24 protein-coding genes are annotated in these 21,144 nt (G+C 70.4%); 16 read left to right on the plus strand and 8 right to left on the minus strand.

What is annotated here, in order from left to right; translation table 11 throughout:
- Positions 1 to 2 precede the first annotated feature (2 nt).
- The 3 genes from ACQP2O_RS13650 to ACQP2O_RS13660 all read right to left on the minus strand — a co-directional run bounded on the left by ACQP2O_RS13650 (position 3) and on the right by ACQP2O_RS13660 (position 2,487).
- Complete coding sequence (locus ACQP2O_RS13650; protein ID WP_360891604.1) at positions 3 to 692, minus strand: amino acid ABC transporter permease; 690 nt, start codon at positions 690 to 692, stop codon at positions 3 to 5.
- Between the two features lie 73 nt (positions 693 to 765).
- Positions 766 to 1,620 (minus strand): glutamate ABC transporter substrate-binding protein, encoded by an 855-nt coding sequence (locus tag ACQP2O_RS13655; RefSeq protein WP_433183791.1) that lies wholly within the window; start codon positions 1,618 to 1,620, stop codon positions 766 to 768.
- Between the two features lie 84 nt (positions 1,621 to 1,704).
- Positions 1,705 to 2,487, minus strand: coding sequence for an amino acid ABC transporter ATP-binding protein (locus tag ACQP2O_RS13660; protein ID WP_433183794.1), 783 nt, complete (start codon positions 2,485 to 2,487; stop codon positions 1,705 to 1,707).
- Between the two features lie 255 nt (positions 2,488 to 2,742).
- On the opposite strand from ACQP2O_RS13660, the gene miaB reads away from it, so the two are divergent.
- Positions 2,743 to 4,233 carry a tRNA (N6-isopentenyl adenosine(37)-C2)-methylthiotransferase MiaB gene (miaB, locus tag ACQP2O_RS13665; RefSeq protein ID WP_433183797.1) on the plus strand — a complete coding sequence of 497 codons (1,491 nt, stop codon included), beginning with the start codon at positions 2,743 to 2,745 and terminating at the stop codon, positions 4,231 to 4,233.
- Between the two features lie 246 nt (positions 4,234 to 4,479).
- Complete coding sequence (locus ACQP2O_RS13670) at positions 4,480 to 5,157, plus strand: class III extradiol dioxygenase subunit B-like domain-containing protein (protein WP_433183800.1); 678 nt, start codon at positions 4,480 to 4,482, stop codon at positions 5,155 to 5,157.
- Between the two features lie 134 nt (positions 5,158 to 5,291).
- On the opposite strand, the gene ACQP2O_RS13675 is transcribed toward ACQP2O_RS13670, so the two are convergent.
- Positions 5,292 to 5,528, minus strand: a complete 237-nt coding sequence (locus ACQP2O_RS13675; RefSeq protein WP_433183803.1) for an antitoxin — start codon at positions 5,526 to 5,528, stop codon at positions 5,292 to 5,294.
- A gap of 239 nt (positions 5,529 to 5,767) precedes the next feature.
- On the minus strand, positions 5,768 to 6,442 hold the full coding sequence (locus tag ACQP2O_RS13680) for a carbohydrate-binding protein (protein ID WP_433183806.1): 675 nt from the start codon (positions 6,440 to 6,442) through the stop codon (positions 5,768 to 5,770).
- Between the two features lie 424 nt (positions 6,443 to 6,866).
- Between ACQP2O_RS13680 and miaA the strand changes: the two genes are divergently transcribed.
- Both miaA and dapF read left to right on the plus strand, forming a co-directional pair.
- On the plus strand, positions 6,867 to 7,766 hold the full coding sequence (gene miaA, locus ACQP2O_RS13685) for a tRNA (adenosine(37)-N6)-dimethylallyltransferase MiaA (protein WP_433191011.1): 900 nt from the start codon (positions 6,867 to 6,869) through the stop codon (positions 7,764 to 7,766).
- A complete protein-coding gene (dapF, locus tag ACQP2O_RS13690) occupies positions 7,754 to 8,569 on the plus strand; it encodes a diaminopimelate epimerase (RefSeq protein ID WP_433183809.1) in 816 nt (271 codons plus the stop codon). The genes miaA and dapF overlap by 13 nt, the downstream gene beginning before the upstream one ends.
- 18 nt (positions 8,570 to 8,587) lie before the next feature.
- On the opposite strand, the gene ACQP2O_RS13695 is transcribed toward dapF, so the two are convergent.
- A complete protein-coding gene (locus ACQP2O_RS13695; RefSeq protein WP_433183812.1) occupies positions 8,588 to 9,127 on the minus strand; it encodes a GNAT family N-acetyltransferase in 540 nt (179 codons plus the stop codon).
- Positions 9,128 to 9,394: 267 nt separating this feature from the next.
- On the opposite strand from ACQP2O_RS13695, the gene ACQP2O_RS13700 reads away from it, so the two are divergent.
- Together ACQP2O_RS13700 and ACQP2O_RS13705 are read left to right on the plus strand one after the other, a co-directional pair.
- Positions 9,395 to 10,270 (plus strand): Scr1 family TA system antitoxin-like transcriptional regulator, encoded by an 876-nt coding sequence (locus ACQP2O_RS13700; protein ID WP_433183815.1) that lies wholly within the window; start codon positions 9,395 to 9,397, stop codon positions 10,268 to 10,270.
- Entirely contained in the window at positions 10,267 to 10,437 is a 171-nt protein-coding gene (locus ACQP2O_RS13705) for a DUF397 domain-containing protein (RefSeq protein WP_433183817.1), read from the plus strand. The genes ACQP2O_RS13700 and ACQP2O_RS13705 overlap by 4 nt, the downstream gene beginning before the upstream one ends.
- Before the next feature lie 41 nt (positions 10,438 to 10,478).
- Here ACQP2O_RS13705 and ACQP2O_RS13710 read toward each other — a convergent pair whose 3' ends face one another.
- Complete coding sequence (locus ACQP2O_RS13710; RefSeq protein WP_433183820.1) at positions 10,479 to 11,066, minus strand: TetR/AcrR family transcriptional regulator; 588 nt, start codon at positions 11,064 to 11,066, stop codon at positions 10,479 to 10,481.
- Between the two features lie 101 nt (positions 11,067 to 11,167).
- Here ACQP2O_RS13710 and ACQP2O_RS13715 point away from each other — a divergent pair, with 101 nt between their 5' ends.
- From ACQP2O_RS13715 to ACQP2O_RS13730, 4 genes are all read left to right on the plus strand, one after another.
- Positions 11,168 to 12,160, plus strand: coding sequence for a hypothetical protein (locus ACQP2O_RS13715; RefSeq protein ID WP_433183823.1), 993 nt, complete (start codon positions 11,168 to 11,170; stop codon positions 12,158 to 12,160).
- A 144-nt stretch (positions 12,161 to 12,304) separates the two neighbouring features.
- Complete coding sequence (locus tag ACQP2O_RS13720; protein ID WP_433183825.1) at positions 12,305 to 12,898, plus strand: TetR/AcrR family transcriptional regulator; 594 nt, start codon at positions 12,305 to 12,307, stop codon at positions 12,896 to 12,898.
- Between the two features lie 8 nt (positions 12,899 to 12,906).
- A complete protein-coding gene (locus tag ACQP2O_RS13725; protein WP_433183828.1) occupies positions 12,907 to 14,076 on the plus strand; it encodes an acyl-CoA dehydrogenase family protein in 1,170 nt (389 codons plus the stop codon).
- Between the two features lie 2 nt (positions 14,077 to 14,078).
- Positions 14,079 to 15,113: an acyl-CoA dehydrogenase family protein gene (locus ACQP2O_RS13730; RefSeq protein WP_433183831.1), complete on the plus strand. Its 1,035-nt coding sequence runs from the start codon at positions 14,079 to 14,081 to the stop codon at positions 15,111 to 15,113.
- 241 nt (positions 15,114 to 15,354) lie between these two features.
- On the opposite strand, the gene ACQP2O_RS13735 is transcribed toward ACQP2O_RS13730, so the two are convergent.
- Positions 15,355 to 15,759 (minus strand): ATP-binding protein, encoded by a 405-nt coding sequence (locus ACQP2O_RS13735; protein ID WP_433183834.1) that lies wholly within the window; start codon positions 15,757 to 15,759, stop codon positions 15,355 to 15,357.
- Between the two features lie 154 nt (positions 15,760 to 15,913).
- Here ACQP2O_RS13735 and ACQP2O_RS13740 point away from each other — a divergent pair, with 154 nt between their 5' ends.
- From ACQP2O_RS13740 to ACQP2O_RS13765, 6 genes are all read left to right on the plus strand, one after another.
- Positions 15,914 to 16,726 carry a helix-turn-helix domain-containing protein gene (locus ACQP2O_RS13740; RefSeq protein ID WP_433183837.1) on the plus strand — a complete coding sequence of 271 codons (813 nt, stop codon included), beginning with the start codon at positions 15,914 to 15,916 and terminating at the stop codon, positions 16,724 to 16,726.
- Positions 16,717 to 16,878 (plus strand): DUF397 domain-containing protein, encoded by a 162-nt coding sequence (locus tag ACQP2O_RS13745; protein WP_433183840.1) that lies wholly within the window; start codon positions 16,717 to 16,719, stop codon positions 16,876 to 16,878. Before ACQP2O_RS13740 ends, ACQP2O_RS13745 begins: the two co-directional genes overlap by 10 nt.
- A gap of 120 nt (positions 16,879 to 16,998) precedes the next feature.
- The gene (locus tag ACQP2O_RS13750; RefSeq protein WP_433183843.1) at positions 16,999 to 17,970 is read left to right on the plus strand and encodes an ABC transporter permease; all 972 of its coding nucleotides are present in this window, start codon (positions 16,999 to 17,001) and stop codon (positions 17,968 to 17,970) included.
- The gene (locus tag ACQP2O_RS13755; RefSeq protein WP_433183845.1) at positions 17,967 to 18,770 is read left to right on the plus strand and encodes an ABC transporter permease; all 804 of its coding nucleotides are present in this window, start codon (positions 17,967 to 17,969) and stop codon (positions 18,768 to 18,770) included. The genes ACQP2O_RS13750 and ACQP2O_RS13755 overlap by 4 nt, the downstream gene beginning before the upstream one ends.
- Positions 18,767 to 20,416: an ABC transporter family substrate-binding protein gene (locus ACQP2O_RS13760; RefSeq protein WP_433183848.1), complete on the plus strand. Its 1,650-nt coding sequence runs from the start codon at positions 18,767 to 18,769 to the stop codon at positions 20,414 to 20,416. Before ACQP2O_RS13755 ends, ACQP2O_RS13760 begins: the two co-directional genes overlap by 4 nt.
- Before the next feature lie 106 nt (positions 20,417 to 20,522).
- Positions 20,523 to 21,113, plus strand: a complete 591-nt coding sequence (locus ACQP2O_RS13765; RefSeq protein WP_433191013.1) for a class I SAM-dependent methyltransferase — start codon at positions 20,523 to 20,525, stop codon at positions 21,111 to 21,113.
- Positions 21,114 to 21,144 lie beyond the last annotated feature (31 nt).

A 21,144-nucleotide genomic window follows, 5' to 3' on the forward strand; every position in this document is an offset into this window, starting at 1 on the left:
TGTCACCGGACCACCGCCATCCGCTTGGCCAGCCAGTTGAAGAAGAAGCCCGTCGGCAGGGTCAGGCACATGAAGCCGACCGCGAATCCGATGAAGATCGGCAGCGTGGCGCCGTACTGCTCGAACATGTCCTTCATCAGCGAGGCCGCCTCGTAGTAGCTCGCGACCAGGACCACCGTGGTGTTCTTGATCATCGCGATCATGACGCTGCCGAGCGGCGCGATGACCGCGCGGAAGGCCTGCGGCATGATCACCATGCGCAGCGACTGGGTGAAGGTCAGCCCGATCGCCCGCGCCGCCTCCGCCTGCCCCATCGGCACGGTGTTGATGCCGGCCCGCAGCGACTCGGCCACGAACGCAGCGGTGTAGAACGACATGCCGAGGACCGCCAGCCAGAAGAAGTTGACGGTCGACGTGTTGGAGATCCTGAACTTCAGCGTGTCGCTGAGCCCGAGGCTGCAGAACAGCAGGACCAGCGTGAGCGGGGTGTTCCGCAGCGTGTTGACGTAGAACGCGCCGGCGATCCGCATCACCCGGACGGGCGAGACCCGCATCGCGGTGATGAGCGTGCCGATCACCAGCGACAGGATGCCCACCGTCACCGAGATCTCGATGTTCGCCCAGAACGCCGACAGGAGCTTGCCACTGTTGTCCGCCAGCGGACTGAAGTCGAGGAGTACGTCCCAGTTCATCTCACTCCTACCCTCTTACGAGCGGCGCCGGCGAGCCCGTGCGGCCCACCGGCGCCGATCCCGTGCCTGCGGCTCAGCTGCAGCCTTCCGGCGTGGGCGCGGTCGCGTCGAAGGGCAGGTTCGCCTTGGCGAACCACTTCTCCCACAGCTGCTTGGCGGTGCCGTCGGAGTACATGGCCTTGATGGCGTCGTTCACGGCGTTGCAGGTCTTGGTGTCGCCCTTCTTGAGGCCGACGCCGTACTTCTCATCGGTGAACGGCGCGTTGACGACCTTGACCGCCGAGCCCTCACGGACGGCGAAGCCGCCGAGGATGGTCGCGTCGGTGGAGACCGCGTCGACCGATCCGCCCTTGAGCTTGGTGATGCACTCCTCGTAGCCCTGGGCCGGGACGGTGGTCGCGGCGACCTTGGCGTTGAGCTTGTTGGTGCCCTCGGTGATGTTCTTCCAGGAGTTCGACCCGGACACCGCGCACAGCTTCTTGCCCTTGAGGGACTGCACGCTCGTGATCGAGTTGTCGTTGGCGCGGACCATCAGGTCCTGGTGGGTGACGACGTACGGGCCGCCGAACGTGACCTTCGGCTTACGCTCCGCGGTGATCGAGTAGGTGGCGATCACCATGTCGACCGTGCCGTTCTGCAGGAAGGTCTCCCGGTTGGCCGACCGGGCCTCCTTGAACTCGATCTTGCTGTCGTCCTTGACGCCGAGCTTCTTGGCGATGTACTTCGCGACGTCGACGTCGAAGCCCTCGACCCCGCTGCCGGTCTTCATACCGAGGGCGGGCTGGTCGTACTTGACGCCGATGATGATCTTCTTGCCGTCCTTGGCCTTGTCGACCACCGTGGTGTTCTTCTTCGCCGCACACCCGGTGACGCTCATCGTGGCCGTCGCAAGCGCGGCGGCGACGAAGCCGAAATGACGTACTCGCATGATCTTCCCCTGCTGCTGTTGTGGAGAACCGCGCCCCGCGGTTCCTCTTCCTCGGGTCTGGGTCCGTCGAGATCCGTGAGCGCGTCAGTGCGTCAGGATCTTCGACAGGAAGTCCTTGGCGCGGTCGCTCCGCGCGTTGGTGAAGAACTCACCGGGGGTGTTCTCCTCCACGATCTGGCCGTCCGCCATGAACACGACCTTGTTGGCCGATGCCCGGGCGAACCCCATCTCGTGGGTCACGACGACCATCGTCATGCCGTCGGCCGCCAGGTCGGTCATGACGTCGAGGACCTCTTTGATCATCTCCGGGTCCAGCGCCGACGTGGGCTCGTCGAACAGCATGACCTTGGGCCGCATCGCGAGGGCGCGGGCGATCGCGGCGCGCTGTTGCTGTCCGCCGGACAGCTGTGCGGGGTACTTCTCGGCCTGCGAGGCGATGCCGACGCGCTCGAGGAGCTCCATCGCGCGCTGCTCCGCCTCGGTCTTGTCCGCCTTCCGGACCTTGATCGGGCCCAGGGTGACGTTCTGCAGGATCGTCTTGTGCGCGAACAGGTTGAACGACTGGAAGACCATGCCGACGTCGGCGCGCAGCTGCGCCAGTGCCTTGCCCTCTTCGGGTAGCGGCTTGCCGTCGATCCGGATCGTGCCGCCGTCGATCGGCTCCAGCCGGTTGATCGTGCGGCATAGCGTCGACTTGCCGCCGCCCGACGGGCCGATCACGACCACGACCTCGCCACGATGGATGGTGAGGTCGATGTCCCTGAGGACATGGTGCTCGCCGAAGTACTTGTTCACATTCTCAAGTACGACGAGCGGTCCGCCGCCACTCACCTCGGCCTCCCGGGCCTCCTTGCCGCTGTCCGTCATGTGCGCAAAGCGTACGTCAAACGCCTGCGGTAACCGCAAGGATGAGGTACCGATCCGATCACGTTGTATCTCGCGCCTGCCTGCGGCGGGACATATCCGACGTACCGAAGTCGATCTTGAACGCCCGGGCTCGCGGCGCCTGAGTCGCCGCTGTCGGACGTGCCGTCTGGGCTCACGTCGGGTGCAGGAGCGCGGGCGGGGCCGGTGTCGCGGAGTCTCCGTCCGCTGCCCGGCGCGCGTACTCTTTCCTATGAGATGAGCGCGCCCACGACATTCGACGACCGGCCCCGCACGTACGAGATCCGCACGTACGGGTGCCAGATGAACGTGCACGACTCCGAGCGGCTCGCCGGGCTGCTCGAGGACGCCGGCTACGCCCGCGCGGACGACGGCGCGACGCCCGACGTCGTCGTCTTCAACACCTGCGCGGTACGCGAGAACGCCGACAACCGGCTGTACGGCAACCTCGGCCATCTGCGGCCGGTCAAGGAGAGCCACGCCGGCATGCAGATCGCGGTCGGCGGCTGCCTCGCGCAGAAGGACCGCGACACGATCGTCAAACGCGCCCCCTGGGTGGACGTCGTCTTCGGTACTCACAACATCGGCTCGCTGCCGGTGCTGCTGGAGCGCGCCCGCGTGCAAGAAGAGGCGCAGGTCGAGATCAAGGAAGCGCTCGAGACGTTCCCGAGCACGCTGCCGACCCGCCGCGAGTCCCCGTACGCCGCGTGGGTGTCGATCTCGGTCGGGTGCAACAACACCTGCACCTTCTGCATCGTGCCGTCGCTGCGCGGCAAGGAGAAGGACCGCCGACCAGGCGAGATCCTCGCCGAGGTCGAGGCGCTGGTCGCCGAGGGCGTCTGCGAGATCACCCTCCTCGGGCAGAACGTCAACTCCTACGGCGCGGAGTTCGGTGACCGGGGCGCGTTCGCCAAGCTGCTGCGCTCCTGCGGGGAGATCGACGGGCTGGAGCGCGTGCGCTTCACGTCCCCGCACCCGCGCGACTTCACCGACGACGTGATCGCGGCGATGGCCGAGACGCCGAACGTCATGCCGTCGCTGCACATGCCGCTGCAGTCCGGGTCCGACCCGGTGCTCAAGGCGATGCGTCGCTCCTACCGGCAGGAGCGCTACCTCGGCATCATCGAGCGGGTCCGCGCCGCCATTCCCGACGCCGCGATCACCACGGACATCATCGTCGGCTTCCCGGGCGAGACCGAGGAAGATTTCGAGCAGACGCTGCACGTGGTGCGCGAGGCGCGGTTCTCCGGGGCGTTCACGTTCCAGTACTCCAAGCGGCCCGGCACGCCGGCGGCGGAGATGGCCGGCCAGGTGCCCAAGGAGGTCGTGCAGGAGCGGTACGAGCGCCTGGTCGCGCTGCAGGAGGAGATCTCCTGGGCGGAGAACAAGAAGCAGCTCGGCCGCACCATCGAGGTGCTCGTCGCCGAGGGAGAGGGCCGCAAGGACCAGCGCACGCACCGCATGTCCGGGCGCGCGCCGGACAACCGGCTCGTCCACTTCGGCCTCGGCGAGGGGGAGACCGAGGTGCCCCGCCCGGGCGACATGGTCACCGTCGACGTCACCTACGCCGCCCCGCACCACCTGGTCGCGGACGGACCGGTTCACGGCGTCCGGCGCACCCGGGCGGGCGACGCGTGGGAGCGGCGCACCGCCGCGCCGAAGGGCGTGCCGCTCGGAATGCCGGGCATCGGCCGGCCCGCCACCCCGCCGGTCTCCACCTGCCCGTGACCGCGTCCTCAGAGGCGGTCGCGTGCTGACCGCCGCCGATGTCCTCCTGCCCGTGACCGTCCTCCCCGGGGTGGCCGCGTGTTGATCGCCGCCGCTGTCCTCGGGGCCGTGACCGCGTTTTCAGAGGTGGCCGAGTGCTGATCGCCGTGGGTGTTCTCCTGGCCGTGACCGCCGCGCCGGGGGTGGTCGCGTGCTGATCGCCGTCTGTTTCTTCCCGGCCGTGGTCGTCGTGCCCGGGGTGGTCGCGTGCTGATCTCCGCGGCGGCCTGCCCGCATCCGCCGCTGCTCGTTCCCGAGGTGGCGAGCGGCGCGGCGGCCGAACTCGACGGCCTGCGGGCGGCGTGCGGCGAGGCCGTGCGCCGGCTCGGCGACGCCGACGTCCTCGTCGTGGTCGGCTCCGGGCCGCGCACCCATGACTACGACGCCGACGCGGCGGGCACCCTGCGCCCGTACGGCGTCGACCTGACGATCGGACCGGGCGAGCCCGTGCTGCCGCTCTCCCTGACGATCGGCCGGTGGCTCATCGGCGACTGGCCGGCGGTGTACCGGAGCGTCGCCGAGGACGCCTCCGCAGCGGCGTGCCTCCGGCTCGGCGCGGAGCTCGCGGACCTCGCCGGTACGGTCGCGCTCCTGGTCATGGGCGACGGGTCGGCATGCCGTACGCAGGCCGCCCCCGGCTACTTCGATCCGCGCGCCGCCGGGTTCGACGCGGCGGTGGCGACGGCCCTGGCGGGCGCGGACCAGGCCACGCTCACCGGGCTCGACGCCGGCCTCGCCGCGGAGTTGCGAGCGGCCGGCCGCGCGCCGTGGCAGGTCCTCGCCGGGGCGGCCGGAGACGCCCCGTTCGACGCGGAGCTACTGGCGGACGAGGCCCCGTACGGCGTCGGGTACCTCGTCGCGAGCTGGACCCGCCGCCCGCAATGACGACCGCGGCCCGCTCTGCCGGTCGGCAGCCGGTCATGTCGGCTGATGGCCGGTCATGTCGGCCGGAGGCGGGCTATGACGACCGCGGCCCGCTCCGCCGGTCGGCGGAGCGGGTTATGGCGGTCGGCGGCGGGTTATGACGGTCGGCCGCCCGTCGGATCGGCGCCTCCTGGGCTGCCGCGGTCTTCGGGCTCGTGTTCGCCGCCGGAGCGCTCCACGAATCGCCGTGCCTGTTCCTGAGCCGTGTCGATCTGACCGGAGTACTTCCCGCCGGTCTTGCGGTCGGCCATGTCGCCGGCCTTCTCGATGGCTTCTTCCACCTTGTCGCCGTGCTGGCCGAGAAGGTTCTTCACCTTGTCCATGAGGGACATTCGAGCTCCCATGAGGCCTCATGCCGGGACACCGGCCCTCGGCGCCCCTATCGGCCATCTGCCCCCATATCTGGCAGGGGAACCCCGTCGGCGGCGACGCGCGCTCCAGAGTGATCCATGCCTCGGTGACTGTGCGGTTGTGATGCTCTGGCCTGTGCCGATCCGGCGAGAGCGGGTGCGCTCGGCTCCGGATCCGTCCGGAGCCGAGCGCACCTTCGCGGCGCGGGAGGCGCGCCGTGCTAGCAGGAACCGTTGTCGGTCCAGACGTTCTGCGCGTTCGCGCCGGGCACGTCACCCTGGGTCCACCACTTGGCGGTCCAGCGGTGGCCGTTGTACGACACGCTCGCCCCGCCGGTGTAGGCGGTGCCGGAGTTCCAGGACGGCAGCCCGGCGCAGCCCGTACTGCCGCCACCGCCGCCGATCTGGTTGACCGCCTGCTGGGCTTCGGCCATGTGCTGCTGGTAGGCGCCGTTGGTGTACGTCGTCCACGGTGTCCAGTCGTTACCGGACGAGGAGATCCGGTAGGCGGCCTGCGCGGCGCCGTTCGGGTCGAACGCCTGCGCGTCGGACACCTCGGAGTGCCAGTACGAGTTGATCTGCCACAGTCCGCGGTCGCGGCTGCAGTCCGAGTCGACCAGCACCGCGCGGGTCCAGCCGCTGCTCTCGGCGAGCGCCACGGCCACCGAGACGACCAGCCCGTTGCCGGTGAAGCCGTTGTTCTTGGCGGTCTGGGCGATCTGCACGGGGGTGAAGTGATCGCCGGCGAGTGTGCTGACCGGCGTGCAGGTGTCCGCGGGGCGAGCCGAGTGATGGGCGGCACCGGGCGGGATGGTGCCGGCTTCCGCCGCGGTGCCGGTCACGGCGGTGAACAGGGCTGCGGCGAGCAAGCCGGGGAGCCACGTGCGAAGCAGCATCGATCCTCCAGGGGCGGGGTGCGGGAGATGGCGGGGGCACCGCCGTACGGTGTCGGCGGGCTGACGCATGCACGTGATGACCGGTCCACGACCGGCCTCTGAGGGGGCGGATGGCGGGGTGACCGGGAGCGCTCCGGATGACTCTTAAGAAACTTTCCTAAAAGTCGCCTTGATGGTAGACCGCGGCCGTTCGGCCGACAAGCGGTCCTGACGCCTGGTCCGGGGGAACTTGACCGGTCTACCTCGCGTACTGGGCCTCTTCCTTGGGGAGAGCGGTGATCCGCCGGATAAGGGCGTCCGGATCCAGTCCGGGAGTCGATCCGAAACGTGATCCGTCCGTCGTGGAGCCTCGGTCAGGGCTTCGCTCGCTCGTGTGTGGAGCAGGCACCCCGGAGGAAACGGCAGAATTAAGCCGGTGGGGAAGATGAAGGTGATCGCCGTCGTCGGGCCGACCGCCGCGGGCAAGTCCGACCTGGCGGTCGAGCTCGCCCTGCGGCTCGGCGGTGAGATCGTGAACGCCGACTCCATGCAGCTCTACCGCGGCATGGACATCGGCACCGCCAAGCTCACCGAGCCGGAGTGGCGCGGCGTGCCGCACCACCTGCTCGACGTGTGGGACGTCACTCGCACGGCCAGCGTCGCCGAGTACCAGGAGACGGCGCGCCGGGCGGTCGCCGAGATCAGCGGGCGCGGCCGGCTGCCGCTGCTCGTCGGCGGCTCCGGCCTGTACGTCCGGGCGGTCCTGGACGACCTGGAGTTCCCCGGCACCGACCCGGAGCTGCGCGCCCGGCTGGAGGAGGAGCTCGCCGAGCACGGGCCCGCCGCGCTGCACGCCCGGCTCGCCGACCTCGACCCGGCCGCCGCCACGTCGATCCTGCCCAGCAACGGCCGCCGCATCGTCCGGGCCCTCGAGGTGATCGAGATGACCGGCCGGCCCTTCACCGCCTCCATGCCGTCGTACGCCGACACCGGCGACTCGGTTCAGCTGGGCCTGACCGTGCCCCGGCCGGAGCTCGACGAGCGCATCGCCGTACGCGTCGAGCGGATGTGGAAGGCCGGGTTCGTCGACGAGGTACGCCGCCTCGAGCCGGAAGGGCTGCGCGACGGGCTGACCGCGAGTCGCGCGCTCGGCTACGCCCAGGTGCTGCGGTTCCTGTCAGGGGAGTGGACCGAGGAGCAGGCGAAGCAGGAGACGATCCGGGCGACCCGGCGGTTCGCCCGCCGTCAGGAGTCGTGGTTCCGCCGCGACCCCCGCGTGCGCTGGATCCCCTACGACGCGCCCGTCGAGACGGCGCTGGATACGATCGGTCCATGCGCTTCGTGAAGGGGCACGGCACGGAGAACGACTTCGTGATCGTGCCGGATCCGGATGGCTCGCTCGACCTGACGCCGTCCCTCGTGGCCGCCCTGTGCGACCGGCGCGCGGGCATCGGCGCCGACGGCGTGCTGCGCGTCGTGCGCTCCAAGGCGCTGGGCCGCGACGACCTCGGCGCCGAGTGGTTCATGGACTACCGCAACGCCGACGGCAGCATCGCCGAGATGTGCGGCAACGGCGCGCGAGTCTTCGCCCGCTACCTGGTCGACGCCGGCCTGGCCGCCCCCGGCGACCTCGCCGTCGGGACGCGGGCGGGCGTACGCGCGGTGAGCCTGGGCGCGACGGGCGACGTGACCGTGGACATGGGCGCCCCCGAGGTCCTCGGGAAGGGCCGGGCGGTCGTCTCCGGCCGGTCGTACGCCGGACTGCGGATCTCCATGGGCAACCCGCACCTGGCCTGCGCGATCGACGAGCCGGTAGCCGCCCTCGACCTGACGCGCGCCCCCGGTTTCAACCCGGCCGCCTTCCCCGAGGGCGTCAACGTCGAGCTGTTCCGGCCGCTCGACGACGGCCGCGTCGAGATGCGCGTGTACGAGCGGGGATCGGGCGAGACGCGCTCGTGCGGTACGGGCACGGTCGCGACGGCCGTGGCCGCCGCCCACGCTCAGGGCCGGACGACCGGCACCTGGGAGATCACCGTCCCGGGCGGCGTCGTCACCGTCATCCTGGACGGCACGACGAGCTTCCTGCGCGGCCCGGCCGTCCTCGTCGCCGAAGGCGAGCTGCGCCCCGACTGGCTCGCCGCCCGCTGACGGCTGCCGGCGTCGCCCTCAGGTCCTCGCTCTACGGGCGATGCGGTACAGCACGCTCGGGCGCAGTGGTCCTTCGGGCGCGGTGGGGTCGTCGAAGTCGTCGGCAGGGTCCCGGGTCATGCCGAGCCGGCGCATCACCGCCTGTGAACGGACGTTGGTGGCCGTTGTCACAGCGAGGATCTCGGGAAGCTCAAGGGCGTCGAAGCCGTGGGCCAGGACGGCCCGCGCGGCCTCGGAGGCGTAGCCGTGGCCCCAGGCCGGGCGGGCGAGCCTCCAGCCGATCTCCACTCCGGTGAACGGCATGTCGGCCTCCACCTGGTCCAAGCCCGTGAAGCCGATGAACTCGCCAGTGGCCCGCACCTCGACCGCCCAGAACCCGAAGCCCCGCTGGTCGAGCTCGGCCTGGAACCGCGCCGCGGAGGCGTCGCTCTGTTCGCGGGTGAGCGGGTCGCCCAAGTGCTCTCGAACCTCGGGATCGGCGTTCATCGCCGCCCACGGTTCAAGGTCGGAGGCACGCCATCGACGGAGGACGAGGCGGTCGGTACGCAGTTCGGCCATGCCGCCCAGCCAAACGTGCGCTCTGACCTCGGCGCAATCCGTTTTCAGCCCGTCAGCGCGCGGATGCCCTCGCGCAGAGTGGTTGACAGCGACCGAATGCGCCGTCCCCCTGGGCATGACGTCCGTCGTATGGTCCGTGCTCACCTGGGACCCCGGGAAGTCCGTGGGGCCCGAGGTGATGCCGCCACCATCGGGACGGGGTCGGATGAACGTTCAGCCGCTCCCGATCCGTACGTGCAATAACACGATGAGTGACACCGTGGGGCCATGCCCTCCCGGAACATCCCGTCCGTGCGCCTGCGCCGGATCGGTTCGGCGCTGCGCAGGGCCGGTTCGGCGCTGCGCAGGGCCCGCGAGGACTGCGGGATGACCATCGAAACGGCCTCCCGCCGGTACGGCCGGTCCAAGGGCTGGCTCAGTACCCTGGAGAACGGCCTGCATTCCATCGACCGCCAGGAGTTGGCCGATCTTCTCGACTTCTACGGTGTCCCGGACGGTCCGCTGCGCGAGTCCCTGCTACACCTGGCCACTCACGATCCGGGTAAGAACTGGGAGCGCATCCGAGAGGGCCGGATCTCCGCCGCTGCTCTCGACCTGGCCAGCCTCGAAGAGGACGCCGAGTTGATCCGCGCTTTTCAGCCATGCTTGATTCCTGGCTTACTTCAGGTGCCCGAGTACACTCGCGCCCTCATTGCGGTTGGGTCTCCCAGCACAAGACGGCACTGCCGGGCGCTGGTCGACTTTCGGATGCGCCGTCAACGAGTTCTCAATCGTGCTGATCCACCGCGGTATGCGGCGGTCATCGGCGAGGCCGCTTTGCGCTATCACGTAGGAGACGCTGCGGTGATGAACGCGCAGATGCGCCGACTGGCCAATGCTGCCAGGTCAGAAGCCATCGAGATTCGGATCCTCCCCGAGGCCGCCGGGGCCTACCTCTGGCTCGCCGGGCCGTTCGATCTGTTCAGGCTGCGTCCGCCGGGACGGCTCAGCGTTACGGTCGTCGAGCAGTTCAGCAAGAGTGTCTTCGTAGACGACGAAGCGGAGGTCGCCGAGCATGAGGAGATCTTCGCCAAACTGCTCGCCGTTTCGCTGGACAGAGGGCTGTCACTGGAGCTGATCGAGCGGATAGCTTCAACTCCATGAACACTTCTCTGTCGACCGGCGACCTTTGGCGTAAGAGCGACCGAAGTGGCGGAAACGAAGGCAGCTGCGTGGAGGTGGCCGCCGTCTGGCGCAAGAGCAGCCGTAGCGGCGGAGATGAGGGCAGCTGCGTCGAGGTAGCGGCAATTTCGATCAGCCGCCGAGACTGATCTGCCGCTGTACGTTACGGATCGGCGCTGGGCATGGGCCGTCAGCGGGTCAGCGCGCGGATGCCCTCGCGCAGGGTGTCGGCGTCGACGTCCTTCAGGATGACGTGCTGAAGGACGAAGCCGGGCACGAGGCAGAACAGCGTGGCGCCGACGGCCCAAGGGTCGGCGTCGGCGGGCAGGCGTCCCGCGTCGCGCATTCGCTCGGCGAGCTTCACCCACCAGTTGCGGGTGTCGGCGAACAGCTCGCGTACCAGCGTGCCGACCGCCGGGTTGTGCGCGGCCTCGGCCCAGGCCTCGGGGGCGACGCGCACGGCGCCGTCGTCGACCAGCAGCGTCTCGACGCGCACGGCGAACCGGCCGATCACCTCGTCGAGCTGCGGAAGGGCGTCCTCGTTGAGGATCTCCTCCAGCAGGCCGGCCATGATGCCCTGGTTCTCCACGGCGATGGCGCGGACGATCTCCTCTTTGCTCTTGAAGTAGCGGTAGACGGCGCCGGCCGACAGACCCGACTCCTTGAAGACGTCCTGCATGGACGACTGGTGGAAGCCCTTGCGGATGAAGCACCGCCGGGCCGCGTCGAGGATCTGCTGACGGCGCTGTGCGAGATGCGCCTCGCTGACCTTGGGCATGGCTCATAATAAAACGAACATTCGTTCTTGACAAACCCGCCGACGATTGTGATCGTGAGGACGAGTAAGAGAGCGAACATTCGCTTTATTGGAGTGGGACGATGAAGACCTCTCTCCGCGCCGTCCTCGTGGGTCTGCTGGCCGTCGCCGTGCAGGCGCTCATGGTGGCCGCGTTCACCTGGCCCGCCGCCCGTATCGCACCCCGCCACGTGCCGGTCGTCGTGGCCGGTCCCGCCCCGGCCGCCGCATCCATTGCGCAGCGACTCGGCGCCGAGCGCCCTGGGGTGTTCGAGGTGAAGCGGCGGCCCGACGAGGCCGCCGCCCGGCGGGCGCTGGCCGACCGCGAGGCGTACGGCGCCATCGTGGTCACGCAGGGCGGGCCACGGGTGCTCGTCGCCTCGGCCGCGAGCCCGACCGTCGCCCAGTTGCTCACCCAGATGTCCCAGCAGTTGTCCGGGGTCAGCGTGCCGGCCCCGCAGGACGTCGTGCCGGCCGATCGTGACGACCCGCGAGGCGCCGCGTTCGGTGCTCTCGTGCTGCCGCTCGTCATGTCGAGTCTGATCTGCGGCATCCTCTTGACGCTCCTGGTCGGTTCCGCGGAGTGGCGGGGGATCGGCCTGGTGGTGTTCGCGGCCGGGGCGGGGTTCCTCACCGCGGCGATCGCCGCAAGCGGCCTGTCGGTGGTGCCGGGCTCGTACGTGGCCGTCGCCGGCGTCGTGGGGCTGACCAGCCTCGCGGTGGCGAGCGCCGTGGCCGGACTCGGCGCGGTGCTCGGGCGGGCCGGGATCGGGCTGGGCGCGGTCACGATGATGCTCGTCGCCAACCCGCTCTCGGGCGTCACCTCGGCGCCCGAACTGCTGCCCCGGCCGTGGGGGACGGTCGGCCAGGACCTGCCGGCCGGGGCGGGCGGCACGCTCCTGCGGTCGGTCGCGTTCTTCGACGGCGCGCGGGCGGGCGGCCCGCTCACGGTCCTGCTCGTCTGGTCGGCGGCCGGTCTCCTCCTGGTCGGCGCCGGTGCGCTGCGCAACCGGCGGGCCCGGTCGGGGCGTTCCTCCGAACGGCACGCACCCACCCCCGTCCCCACCGGCTCGTGACCCGGCCCCCGCACGACCCCGTACCATCGCGCCGCCCGGCATCGCCACGCCGGGCGGCGCCGTCGTGCAGGGCGGCGTCGCCGTGTCGAACCCGAGCCGGCCGACTTGTCGATTACCGAATCGGTTTCGGTTACGATGTGCGCCATGACCCCCGTGAAGCGTCAGGCACGCGCCGAGCGCACCCGCGCCGCGCTGCTGACGGCCGCCCGGGAGGTGTTCGAGGAGCACGGCTTCCTCGACGCCAAGATCAGCGAGATCTGTGACCGGGCCGGCGTCGCGTACGGCAGCTTCTACACGCACTTCGCCGACAAGGACGCCGTCTTCGCCGAGCTGATCGACGAGATGCTGAACGGCCTGCTCACCGTGATGCGGGCCGAGCCGCTGAACGGCGGCGGCCCCGCGGCGCGCATCGCCAGTGCCAACCGCGCCTACCTGCGCGCCTACCGGGACAACGCCCGGCTGATGGCGGTCTTCGAGCAGGTCGCGACGTTCTCTCCGGCGATGCGCGAGACGTACCTGCGGGCGTGGGGGGTCTTCTACGACCGGCAGGAGCGAGCCATCCGGGAGTGGCAGCGGTCCGGCCTGGTCCCCGAGGACGTCGACCCGCGTACGGCCGCGGTCGCGCTCGCGACGATGATCGGCCGGACGGCGTACACCTGGTACGTCCTCGGCCGGCCCCACGACGACGGCGACGTCGAACAGCTCACCCGGCTGTACTGCCGGGCGATCGGCATGTAGGAGGCAGCGTGGACTTTCGCGACACACCCGAGGAGGCCGCGTTCCGCGCGGAGCTCCGCTCGTGGCTCGAGGAGAACGCGCCGCGCCGCGCGATCGAGGCGGGCCAGGGCGACTTCGACGAGCGGCGGGCGTGGGGCGGCCGGCTCTACTCGGCCGGCTACGTCGGGCTGACCTGGCCGGAGCAGTACGGCGGGCGTGGGCTGTCCCCGACCTACCAGGCCATCTACCTGGAGGAGTCGGCCCGCGCCGATAGCCCCGGGCACCCGGGCGTCATCGGCCTGAACATGGCCGGCCCGACGATCATCGCCTGGGGCACCGACGAGCAGAAGCAGCGCTACCTCAAGCCGCTGCTGTCGGGTGAGGAGATCTGGTGCCAGGGCTTCTCCGAGCCCGGCTCCGGCTCGGACCTGGCCGCCGGCCGGACCAGCGCGGTCCTCGACGGCGACCACTGGGTGGTCAACGGGCAGAAGGTCTGGTCGTCCTACGCGCACAAGGCCGACTGGTGCATCCTCGTCGTCCGTACGGACCCGGACGCGCCCAAGCACGCCGGGCTGTCCTACCTCATCGTCGACATGCACGCGCCCGGCGTGACCGTACGGCCGCTGCACCAGATCACCGGCGACCCGGAGTTCAACGAGATCTTCTTCGACGACGTCCGGGTGCCGCGCGACTCGATCCTCGGCCGGCCCGGTGACGGGTGGAAGGTCGCGATGACCACGCTGCTGCACGAGCGCGGCACGCTCGGCTTCGCCCTGTCCGCGGAGTTCGAGCGCATGGTCAACCACCTCGTCGAGCTCGTACGGCAGCCGGGCCCGGACGGCCGGCGGCCCGCCGACGACCCGCTGATGCGCGACGCCGTGGCCCGCGAGTGGATCGAGATGCAGTCGCTGCGCTTCACCAACTACCGGGCGCTCACGACCCTGCTGGAGACCGGGATCCCCGGCCCGGAGGGCTCGGGCGTCAAGCTCGCCTGGAGCGAGGCCAACCAGCGCCTGACCTCGCTCGCCCAGTCGGTGTTCGGCCTGCACGCCCAGGTCACCGGCGACGAGGCGCCGTGGAGCGGGTTCTGGCAGTACTGGCAGCTACGGGCCAGGGGCAACACGATCGAGGCGGGCACCTCGGAGATCCTGCGCAACATCATCGCCGAGCGGGTCCTCGGCCTGCCGAAGGGACGTTGATCATGGACTTCGCGTTCTCCGAAGAGCAGGAGCAGCTGCGCGGCTTCGCCCGTGAGTTCCTCGCGGAGCGTTACGACGACGTCCGTCTCGCGCAGCTCGCCGACTCCGAGACCGGCGTCGACGCCGAGGTGTGGCCGAAGCTCGCGGAGATGGGCTGGCTCGACGCCGAGCTGACCTTCCTCGACCAGGCCGTGCTGCTGGAGGAGTCCGGCTACCGGCCGCTCGCCGCGCCGTACTTCTCCACCGCCGTCCTCGCGGCTCCCGCGCTCGACGACGAGACGGCCAAGCAGGTCGCGGAGGGCGGGCTGACGGCCACGCTGGCGTGGGCCGAGCCGGGCGTGCCGCAGGGGCTGCTCGATCCGGCCGGCGCGACGGTCTCCGGCGGGCGGCTCACCGGCGAGAAGATCCTCGTGCCGGACGGCGCGGCGGTCGACCTGTTCGTCGTCACGGCCGCCGACGGGCTCTACGCCGTCGAGGCCTCGGCTGCCACGGTCACGCCGCACCGCGCGCTGGACGGCACGCGGCGACTGGCGACCGTACGGTTCGACGGCGCCCCCGCGCGCCCGCTGGCGAGCGGAGACGCCGCCGCGGAGCTGCTCGGCCGGATCCGCGACCGCGCCTACGCCGCGGCGGCCCTGGAAGCGGTCGGCGTCGCCCAGCGCGCGCTGGACCTGCTCGTCGCCTACGCCAAGGAACGCAAGCAGTTCGGCAAGCCGATCGGCGTCTACCAGGCCGTGTCGCACAAGGCGTCCGACGTCTACGTACGGCTCCAGGAGGCCCGTTCGCTGGCCTACTGGGCGGCGTGGTGCGTCGCCGAGGACGACCCGATGGCGCGCCAGGCCTGCCTCGCGGCCAAGGCGTTCGCGGGGGAGGCCGCGGTCTTCGCCTGCGAGAACGCCATCCAGGGGCACGGCGGCATCGGCTTCACCTGGGAGCACGTGCTGCACCGCTACTACAAGCGCGCCCAGTGGCTCGTCGCGTTCGACGGCCCCGCTCGCACCCAGCACGCCGAGATCGCGGCCTTCCTCCTGGACTGAAACCCTCACTTCTTGGATCGGCTCGGTGGAGCCCGTTCCGCGAACTCCGTGGAAGAATGACAGGCCCCGCGCATTATGGGCGGGGCCTGTCTGTTTTAGAGCTCCATTGGTGATTGACGCGGTCTTATTCCGAAGCGGAATTTCGCCTTTTATTTGGCTATCCAAGGCTAATAATGGTGGCGTGGATTCCGGAACCGCGTCCTCCGGGGCATGATCGTGAGGCGCGGAGACGGTTCGGTCGTCACTCGAGAATCAGGCACTCGCACCATACGATTTTTCCACCCGAGTACAACGTTTCATATCCCCAGTCCTTCGAGAGGGCTTGGACGAGAACGAGTCCGCGGCCGTTCTCGTCATCGTCCGAGGCTGTGCGCCTATGCGGTGATTCGTCACTTCTGTCCCACACTTCTATCAGCAGCTTCTCCGAGAACGTCGAGAGACAGAGATAGATCGACGAACCCGTCTCGGCCCGCCCGGCGCGGAGAGAGCCATTGAGGCCGCCGGTGGCCTTCACCGCGTTGGTCACCAGCTCGCTGACCAGGAGCTCCGCAGTCTCGACCATGGTATCCAGCCGCCAGGTGCGCAACGCCCACCGCGTATAGGTCCGGGCCCGCCCCGCCGCGCTGGGCAGTGCGGCGATGAGCATGCAGCTCGAACGAGGTGAAGATGGCATCTCTTACGCCTTCCTGACGGTGAGAGATTTCCCCTCCCACGTCTACCTGGAGAGACGTAGTCTCGACCCAAAGACCCGGTTACCGTGAGCGCGAGCGCCCGGTCTGTGAGGCGGTTGTGAGGGAGCTGTGAGGTTCAATGACGGCCGTACCTGGTTGGAGTACTTCGCCGCTGAGTTACGTTCATGGCGTGAGTATCGGAAGATGAGCCAGCTTCAGCTGGCTCAGGCGATCAATTATTCGGAGTCCGCCGTCGGGATGGTGGAGACCGCGCGACGGAAACCGAAAACGGATTTCGTCAAACGCTGCGACGACGCCCTGGAAACCGGCGGGGCGCTCAAGCGGTTGCTGAAAGAACTCGTCGAACGCGAGTTGATCCCGGACTGGCTCGATCGATGGAGAATCATCGAAGAACAGGCGACGGCCCTCAACTGGTTCGAGGCGCTCCTCGTCCCGGGGCTGCTGCAGACCCCCGACTACGCCCGCGCGGTGTTCGAGAAGAGCGGCCAGCCGGCGTCGCTGGACATCGAGACGCAGGTGCGCACCCGGCTGGAACGCCAGCGGATCCTCACCCGCGACGACGCGCCGATGTTCGTCGCGGTGGTGGACGAGGGCGTTCTCCACCGGGCCATCGGCGGGCCGACGGTCATGCGCGAGCAGCTCATGCATCTCGTCGAGCTGTGCGAGACGCGCTCGGACATCGTCGTGCAGGTGATCCCCAGAGACGTCGGCGCGTACGCCGGCCTGGCCGGGCCCTTCGTCATCGCGACGATGGACGGAGACGAGTTCGTCTACCTCGACACCGCGCTGTACGGCCAGTTGGCCGAGAGCGCGGAGGACCTGGCGATCGTGAAACGGATGTGGGAGTGCCTCCGAGCCGAGGCGCTACCGCGTCAGGCATCTCTCAACCTCATCAAGGAAGTGGCCAAGAAATGGATGTGATCTGGCGTAAGTCGACCCGGAGCAGCGGCAACGGCGGCGCGTGCGTCGAAGTGGCGACGTGGCGCAAGTCCGCCCGCAGCGGCGGCAACGGCGGTAACTGCGTTGAAGTGGCGTGCGGGACCGTACGCCAGGCCGCCGACCGTAGGAGCTGAGGCGACGGCGGGTGGGGCGACGGCCCCACCCGCCGTTCCGGACATCTCGGCGATCCCCTGCGCGAAGAGTGATGAGTCGATAACTTTTCGTGGTCGGGTCGATTCGCGGAGGAGGTGTCCATGGCGGGCGTTCTGCTGCGCAGGCTGGCCGGTCAGGTGCTCCTCGTCATCGCCGCGATCGGTCTCGCCTACCTCCTCGCCGCCACGGTGCTCGACCCCCGGGCGGAGCTGGAGGCGCGCAATCCGCCTCCGCCGCCCTCCGCCGTCGAGAAGCGGCTCGACGAGCTCAACGCGAACGACCGGACCCCGCTGTTCGCGCGGTTCGTCACCTGGGCCTCCGGTCTGTCGCACGGCGACCTCGGCACCACCCTGGACGGGACTCCGGCCGGGGCCGAGACGCGTCGGCGGGTCGGCGTCAGCCTGCGCCTGCTGCTGGCGGGTGTGCTCCTGGGCAACGTCCTCGGGGCCGCGCTCGGCGTCGTCGGCGCGCTCGACCGGCATGTCCTCCTCGACCGCCTGGTCACGGCCGGCACCTTCACGGTCCTCGCGATTCCCCTCGTCGCATTGGCCGTCCTGGCCCAGGCGGCGGCGCAGTGGGCGAACTCCCGGGCCGGGACCAGGATCTTCGCCTGGACGGGGGAGTACACCCCCGCCGGGTCGCCGCACCACCTCGCCGAACGCCTCCAGCACCTCGTGCTGCCGACGCTGACGGTCGCGCTCGGCCGGGCGGCCGTCGTCGGCCGTTACCTTCGCGGCACCCTGCGGGACACCGCCGGCGCCGCGTTCGTCCGGGCCGCCGTCGCCAAGGGACTGACCCGCCGCAGAGCGCTGACCCGGCACGCGCTGCGCGTCGCGGTGATCCCCGTGGTCCCGATGTCGGCGTACGGGTGCGCGACCCTTCTCGCGGGAGCGGCCGGCACCGAGAAGGTCTTCGGCTGGCACGGCATGGGGGAGTGGCTGATCGACTCCATCCATCGCGGCGACGTCAACGCGGTCGCGGCGTACTGCTGCTTCGCCGCCGTCGTGGTCCTGTGCGCCGGGCTGCTGTCCGGCCTCGCCGTCGCGGTCCTCGACCCGAGGTCCCGCGCGTGAGGACGTGCGGACGGCCGCTGGCCGGGTTCGCGCTGCTCGCCCTGCTCGGGGTGCTCGCGGGCGCCGGGCCGTACCTCACCCGGTGGAGCTGGACGGACGTCGACGTCACCGCGTTCGGCGAGCCGCCGTCGGCGGATCACTGGCTCGGAACGACGGCGAGCGGCCGGGACATGTACGCGGTCGCGCTGCGCGCCCTTCGCCGGTCGCTGATCACCGGCCTGCTCGTGGCGTCGGGCGCGACGGTCCTGGCCGCGATCACGGGCGCGGCCGCCGGATACCTCGGCGGGTGGGCCGACCGCCTCCTGCTGTGGGTCACCGATCTGCTGCTGGTGTTCCCGCCGTTCCTGGTGGCCGCGGTGGTGTCGCGGGCGTTCACCGGCCAGGTCGCGACCGCCCTCCTGCTGACCGGCCTGATGTGGATGATGACGGCGCGGGCGGTCCGGGCCGCGACGCGCTCCCTGCGCGACGAGGGGTACGTCCTCGCGGCACGCCAACTGGGCGCGTCGGCGCCGAGGATCGTCCTCCGCCACCTGCTGCCGAACCTGACGTCGCTGCTGCTCGCCGACGCCACGCTGAACACCGGCGCCGGCGTCGTCGGCGAGTCGGGCCTGTCCTACTTCGGCTTCGGCGTCCACCCGCCGGACGTCTCCCTGGGCACGCTCCTCGCCGACGGAGCACCCGCCGCGACCGTCTTCCCGTGGCTGTTCCTGCCCCCGGTGATCCTGCTGATCGCCACACTGCTCGCCGTCGACCTGGCCGGGGCCGGACTGCGCGGCGCGTCGTTCCGGGAGCGCGGATGACGTTCATGCGACTCGTGGCCGTCCTCATCGTCCTGAGCGGCTGTGCCGGTGCCCGCCCCGGCGCGCCGCCCGCCCTCGCCCCGTACGACATCGGCCCGGTGCCGCGTGCCGCCGTGCGAGAGGGCGGCACCCTCCGCCTGGCGACCGGGGAGTTCCGCACGCAGTGGAACTACTGGCATCTCGGCGGGCCGAACCTCGACGCCGTCACGGTCCTGCGCACGACGATGCCGTGGCTGTTCCGCAGCGACGCGAACGGCGCGGTCCGCCCCGACCCGGACTACCTCGCCGGCGCGCGGATCGCCCGGACGCGTCCGCACCAGGTCATCGTGTACGACATCAACCCGAAGGCCCACTGGTCCGACGGAACGCCGATCGGCTACCGGGACTTCCAGGCCCTCTGGCGGGCGGCCCGCGGCCGGAACCCGGCCTTCCCGATCGCCACCTCCACCGGGTACGACCGGATCCGCGGCGTCGCACGCGGGCGCGACGACCGGCAGGTGGTGGTGACCTTCGCCCGGCCGTTCGGTGAATGGCGCGAGCTCTTCAGCCCCCTCTACCCGGCCGGGACGATCGGCACGCCGGACCGCTGGGACCACGCCTGGCTGAACCGGCTCCCCGTCACCGCGGGCCCGTTCCGGCTCGAGGGGATCGACCGGACCGCCGAGGCCGTCACGGTCGTCCGCGATCCGGCCTGGTGGGGCGCCAGGCCGAAACTCGACCGGATCGTCTTCCGCCACCTCGCCCGCGACGCCATGCCCGGCGCCCTGCTGAGCGGTGAGATCGACGGCTTCGACGCCGGCGCCGACGCCACCGCGTACCGCCGCGTCGCGGGGACCGCCGGCGTCTCGGTACGGCGGGCGGCCGGGCCGGACTTCGTCCAGCTCACCTTCAACGGCGCCGGCCCGGCGCTGTCGGACCCGGACGTGCGCCGGGCGGTCGCGACGGCCATCGACCGCGCCGCCGTCGCCCGGTCGGCGCTGCGCGGCCTCGGCGGACGCGCCGACGTGATGAACGACCACGTGTACGTCAACACCCAGCAGGGCTACCGGGACAACGCCGGGCAGGTGGGGGCGTACGACCCCGGCGGGGCCCGGCGACTGCTCGACCGGGCGGGCTGGACACCGGCCGGGGGAGTGCGCCGGAAGAACGGCCGGACGCTGACCCTCCGCTATCTCTTCCCGGAGAGCGCGGCGGTGAGCAGGCAGAGCGGCGAGCTGATCCAGGCGATGTTGCGCGCGGTCGGCGTGCGACTGCTGCTCCGTCCGGTCCCCGACGGCGACTTCTTCGACCGGTACCTCGTGCCCGGCGCCTACGACCTCGCGCCCTTCACCTGGCACGACACGTCGTTCCCGATCTCGAACCTGGAGTCGGTGTACGCCCGTCCGCGCGGCGACGACGTGCGGCAGAACCTCGCCCGGATCGGCTCCGCGAGCCTGGACCGGACGCTCGCACGGGCCGTCGGCGAACTCGACCCCGTACGGGCGCGGCGTGCGGCGAACGAGGCGGACCGGATGATCTGGGTCGAGGTCCACTCACTGCCGCTCTACCAGCGCCCCCAGATCGTCTCGGTCCGAAGCACCCTCGCCAACTGGGGCGCCTTCGGCCTGTCCGACCCCGTCTGGACCGACGTGGGCTTCCGGAGGTAGTCAGGTGGCAGGATCAGTCGCAGGAAAGGGGGACGAAGCCTTGGAGCGATCAGGAGATCTCGCTGACGATCCCTTCGGCGGCCGGCAGCCGACCGGTCACGAACGGATGACGGGGCTGCCCTGGGATGCGTCGTACCGCGACGGCCCTGCGCCGTGGGACATCGGTCGGCCGCAGCCGGCGATAGTGCGTTTGGCGTCCGAAGGCGGATTCGCCGGAGCGGTGCTCGACGCGGGCTGCGGGACCGGCGAGAACGCTCTTCACGTCGCCTCGCTGGGACTGTCGGTGCTGGGCGTCGACGTGGCCGAGACGGCACTGGCGATCGCCCGGGAGAAGGCCGACGACCGTGGGATCGAGGTCGAGTTCGCCACGGCGGACGCGTTCCGGCTGGAGCGCCTGGGACGCGGGTTCGAGACGGTGCTGGACTGCGGACTGTTCCACACCTTCGATCGTGACGAGCGCCCGGGATATGTGGCGAGCCTGGCGTCGGTGACGGCGCACGGTGGCACCCTGTACGTGTTGTGCTTCAGCGACGAGGGTCCCGACACCGGACCGCACCCTGTCAGCGAGGAAGAGCTGAGAGCGGCGTTCAATCCCGGTAGTGGATGGAATATCGCCGCGATCGAATCGGACCGGATTCAGACGAGAATCCACGACGACGGCGCACCTGCCTGGTTCGCGACGATCAACCGAATCTAGACCGAGAGGTCGCGGGCCCGGGAACGCCTCC

Origin of the sequence: Actinoallomurus sp. CA-150999 (assembly GCF_050942425.1) — a bacterium.
In the GTDB taxonomy this organism is placed as follows: domain Bacteria; phylum Actinomycetota; class Actinomycetes; order Streptosporangiales; family Streptosporangiaceae; genus Actinoallomurus.

Excerpts from the sequence above, each read along its gene's own strand:
- ACQP2O_RS13650 (WP_360891604.1), bottom strand. The coding sequence starts at position 692 with ATGAACTGGGACGTACTCCTCGACTTCAGTCCGCTGGCGGACAACAGT.
- ACQP2O_RS13655 (WP_433183791.1), bottom strand. The coding sequence starts at position 1,620 with ATGCGAGTACGTCATTTCGGCTTCGTCGCCGCCGCGCTTGCGACGGCC.
- ACQP2O_RS13660 (WP_433183794.1), bottom strand. The coding sequence starts at position 2,487 with ATGACGGACAGCGGCAAGGAGGCCCGGGAGGCCGAGGTGAGTGGCGGC.
- miaB (WP_433183797.1), top strand. The coding sequence starts at position 2,743 with ATGAGCGCGCCCACGACATTCGACGACCGGCCCCGCACGTACGAGATC.
- ACQP2O_RS13675 (WP_433183803.1), bottom strand. The coding sequence starts at position 5,528 with ATGTCCCTCATGGACAAGGTGAAGAACCTTCTCGGCCAGCACGGCGAC.
- ACQP2O_RS13680 (WP_433183806.1), bottom strand. The coding sequence starts at position 6,442 with ATGCTGCTTCGCACGTGGCTCCCCGGCTTGCTCGCCGCAGCCCTGTTC.
- miaA (WP_433191011.1), top strand. The coding sequence starts at position 6,867 with ATGAAGGTGATCGCCGTCGTCGGGCCGACCGCCGCGGGCAAGTCCGAC.
- dapF (WP_433183809.1), top strand. The coding sequence starts at position 7,754 with ATGCGCTTCGTGAAGGGGCACGGCACGGAGAACGACTTCGTGATCGTG.
- ACQP2O_RS13695 (WP_433183812.1), bottom strand. The coding sequence starts at position 9,127 with ATGGCCGAACTGCGTACCGACCGCCTCGTCCTCCGTCGATGGCGTGCC.
- ACQP2O_RS13700 (WP_433183815.1), top strand. The coding sequence starts at position 9,395 with ATGCCCTCCCGGAACATCCCGTCCGTGCGCCTGCGCCGGATCGGTTCG.
- ACQP2O_RS13705 (WP_433183817.1), top strand. The coding sequence starts at position 10,267 with ATGAACACTTCTCTGTCGACCGGCGACCTTTGGCGTAAGAGCGACCGA.
- ACQP2O_RS13710 (WP_433183820.1), bottom strand. The coding sequence starts at position 11,066 with ATGCCCAAGGTCAGCGAGGCGCATCTCGCACAGCGCCGTCAGCAGATC.
- ACQP2O_RS13715 (WP_433183823.1), top strand. The coding sequence starts at position 11,168 with ATGAAGACCTCTCTCCGCGCCGTCCTCGTGGGTCTGCTGGCCGTCGCC.
- ACQP2O_RS13720 (WP_433183825.1), top strand. The coding sequence starts at position 12,305 with ATGACCCCCGTGAAGCGTCAGGCACGCGCCGAGCGCACCCGCGCCGCG.
- ACQP2O_RS13730 (WP_433183831.1), top strand. The coding sequence starts at position 14,079 with ATGGACTTCGCGTTCTCCGAAGAGCAGGAGCAGCTGCGCGGCTTCGCC.
- ACQP2O_RS13735 (WP_433183834.1), bottom strand. The coding sequence starts at position 15,759 with ATGCTCATCGCCGCACTGCCCAGCGCGGCGGGGCGGGCCCGGACCTAT.
- ACQP2O_RS13745 (WP_433183840.1), top strand. The coding sequence starts at position 16,717 with ATGGATGTGATCTGGCGTAAGTCGACCCGGAGCAGCGGCAACGGCGGC.
- ACQP2O_RS13750 (WP_433183843.1), top strand. The coding sequence starts at position 16,999 with ATGGCGGGCGTTCTGCTGCGCAGGCTGGCCGGTCAGGTGCTCCTCGTC.
- ACQP2O_RS13760 (WP_433183848.1), top strand. The coding sequence starts at position 18,767 with ATGACGTTCATGCGACTCGTGGCCGTCCTCATCGTCCTGAGCGGCTGT.
- ACQP2O_RS13765 (WP_433191013.1), top strand. The coding sequence starts at position 20,523 with ATGACGGGGCTGCCCTGGGATGCGTCGTACCGCGACGGCCCTGCGCCG.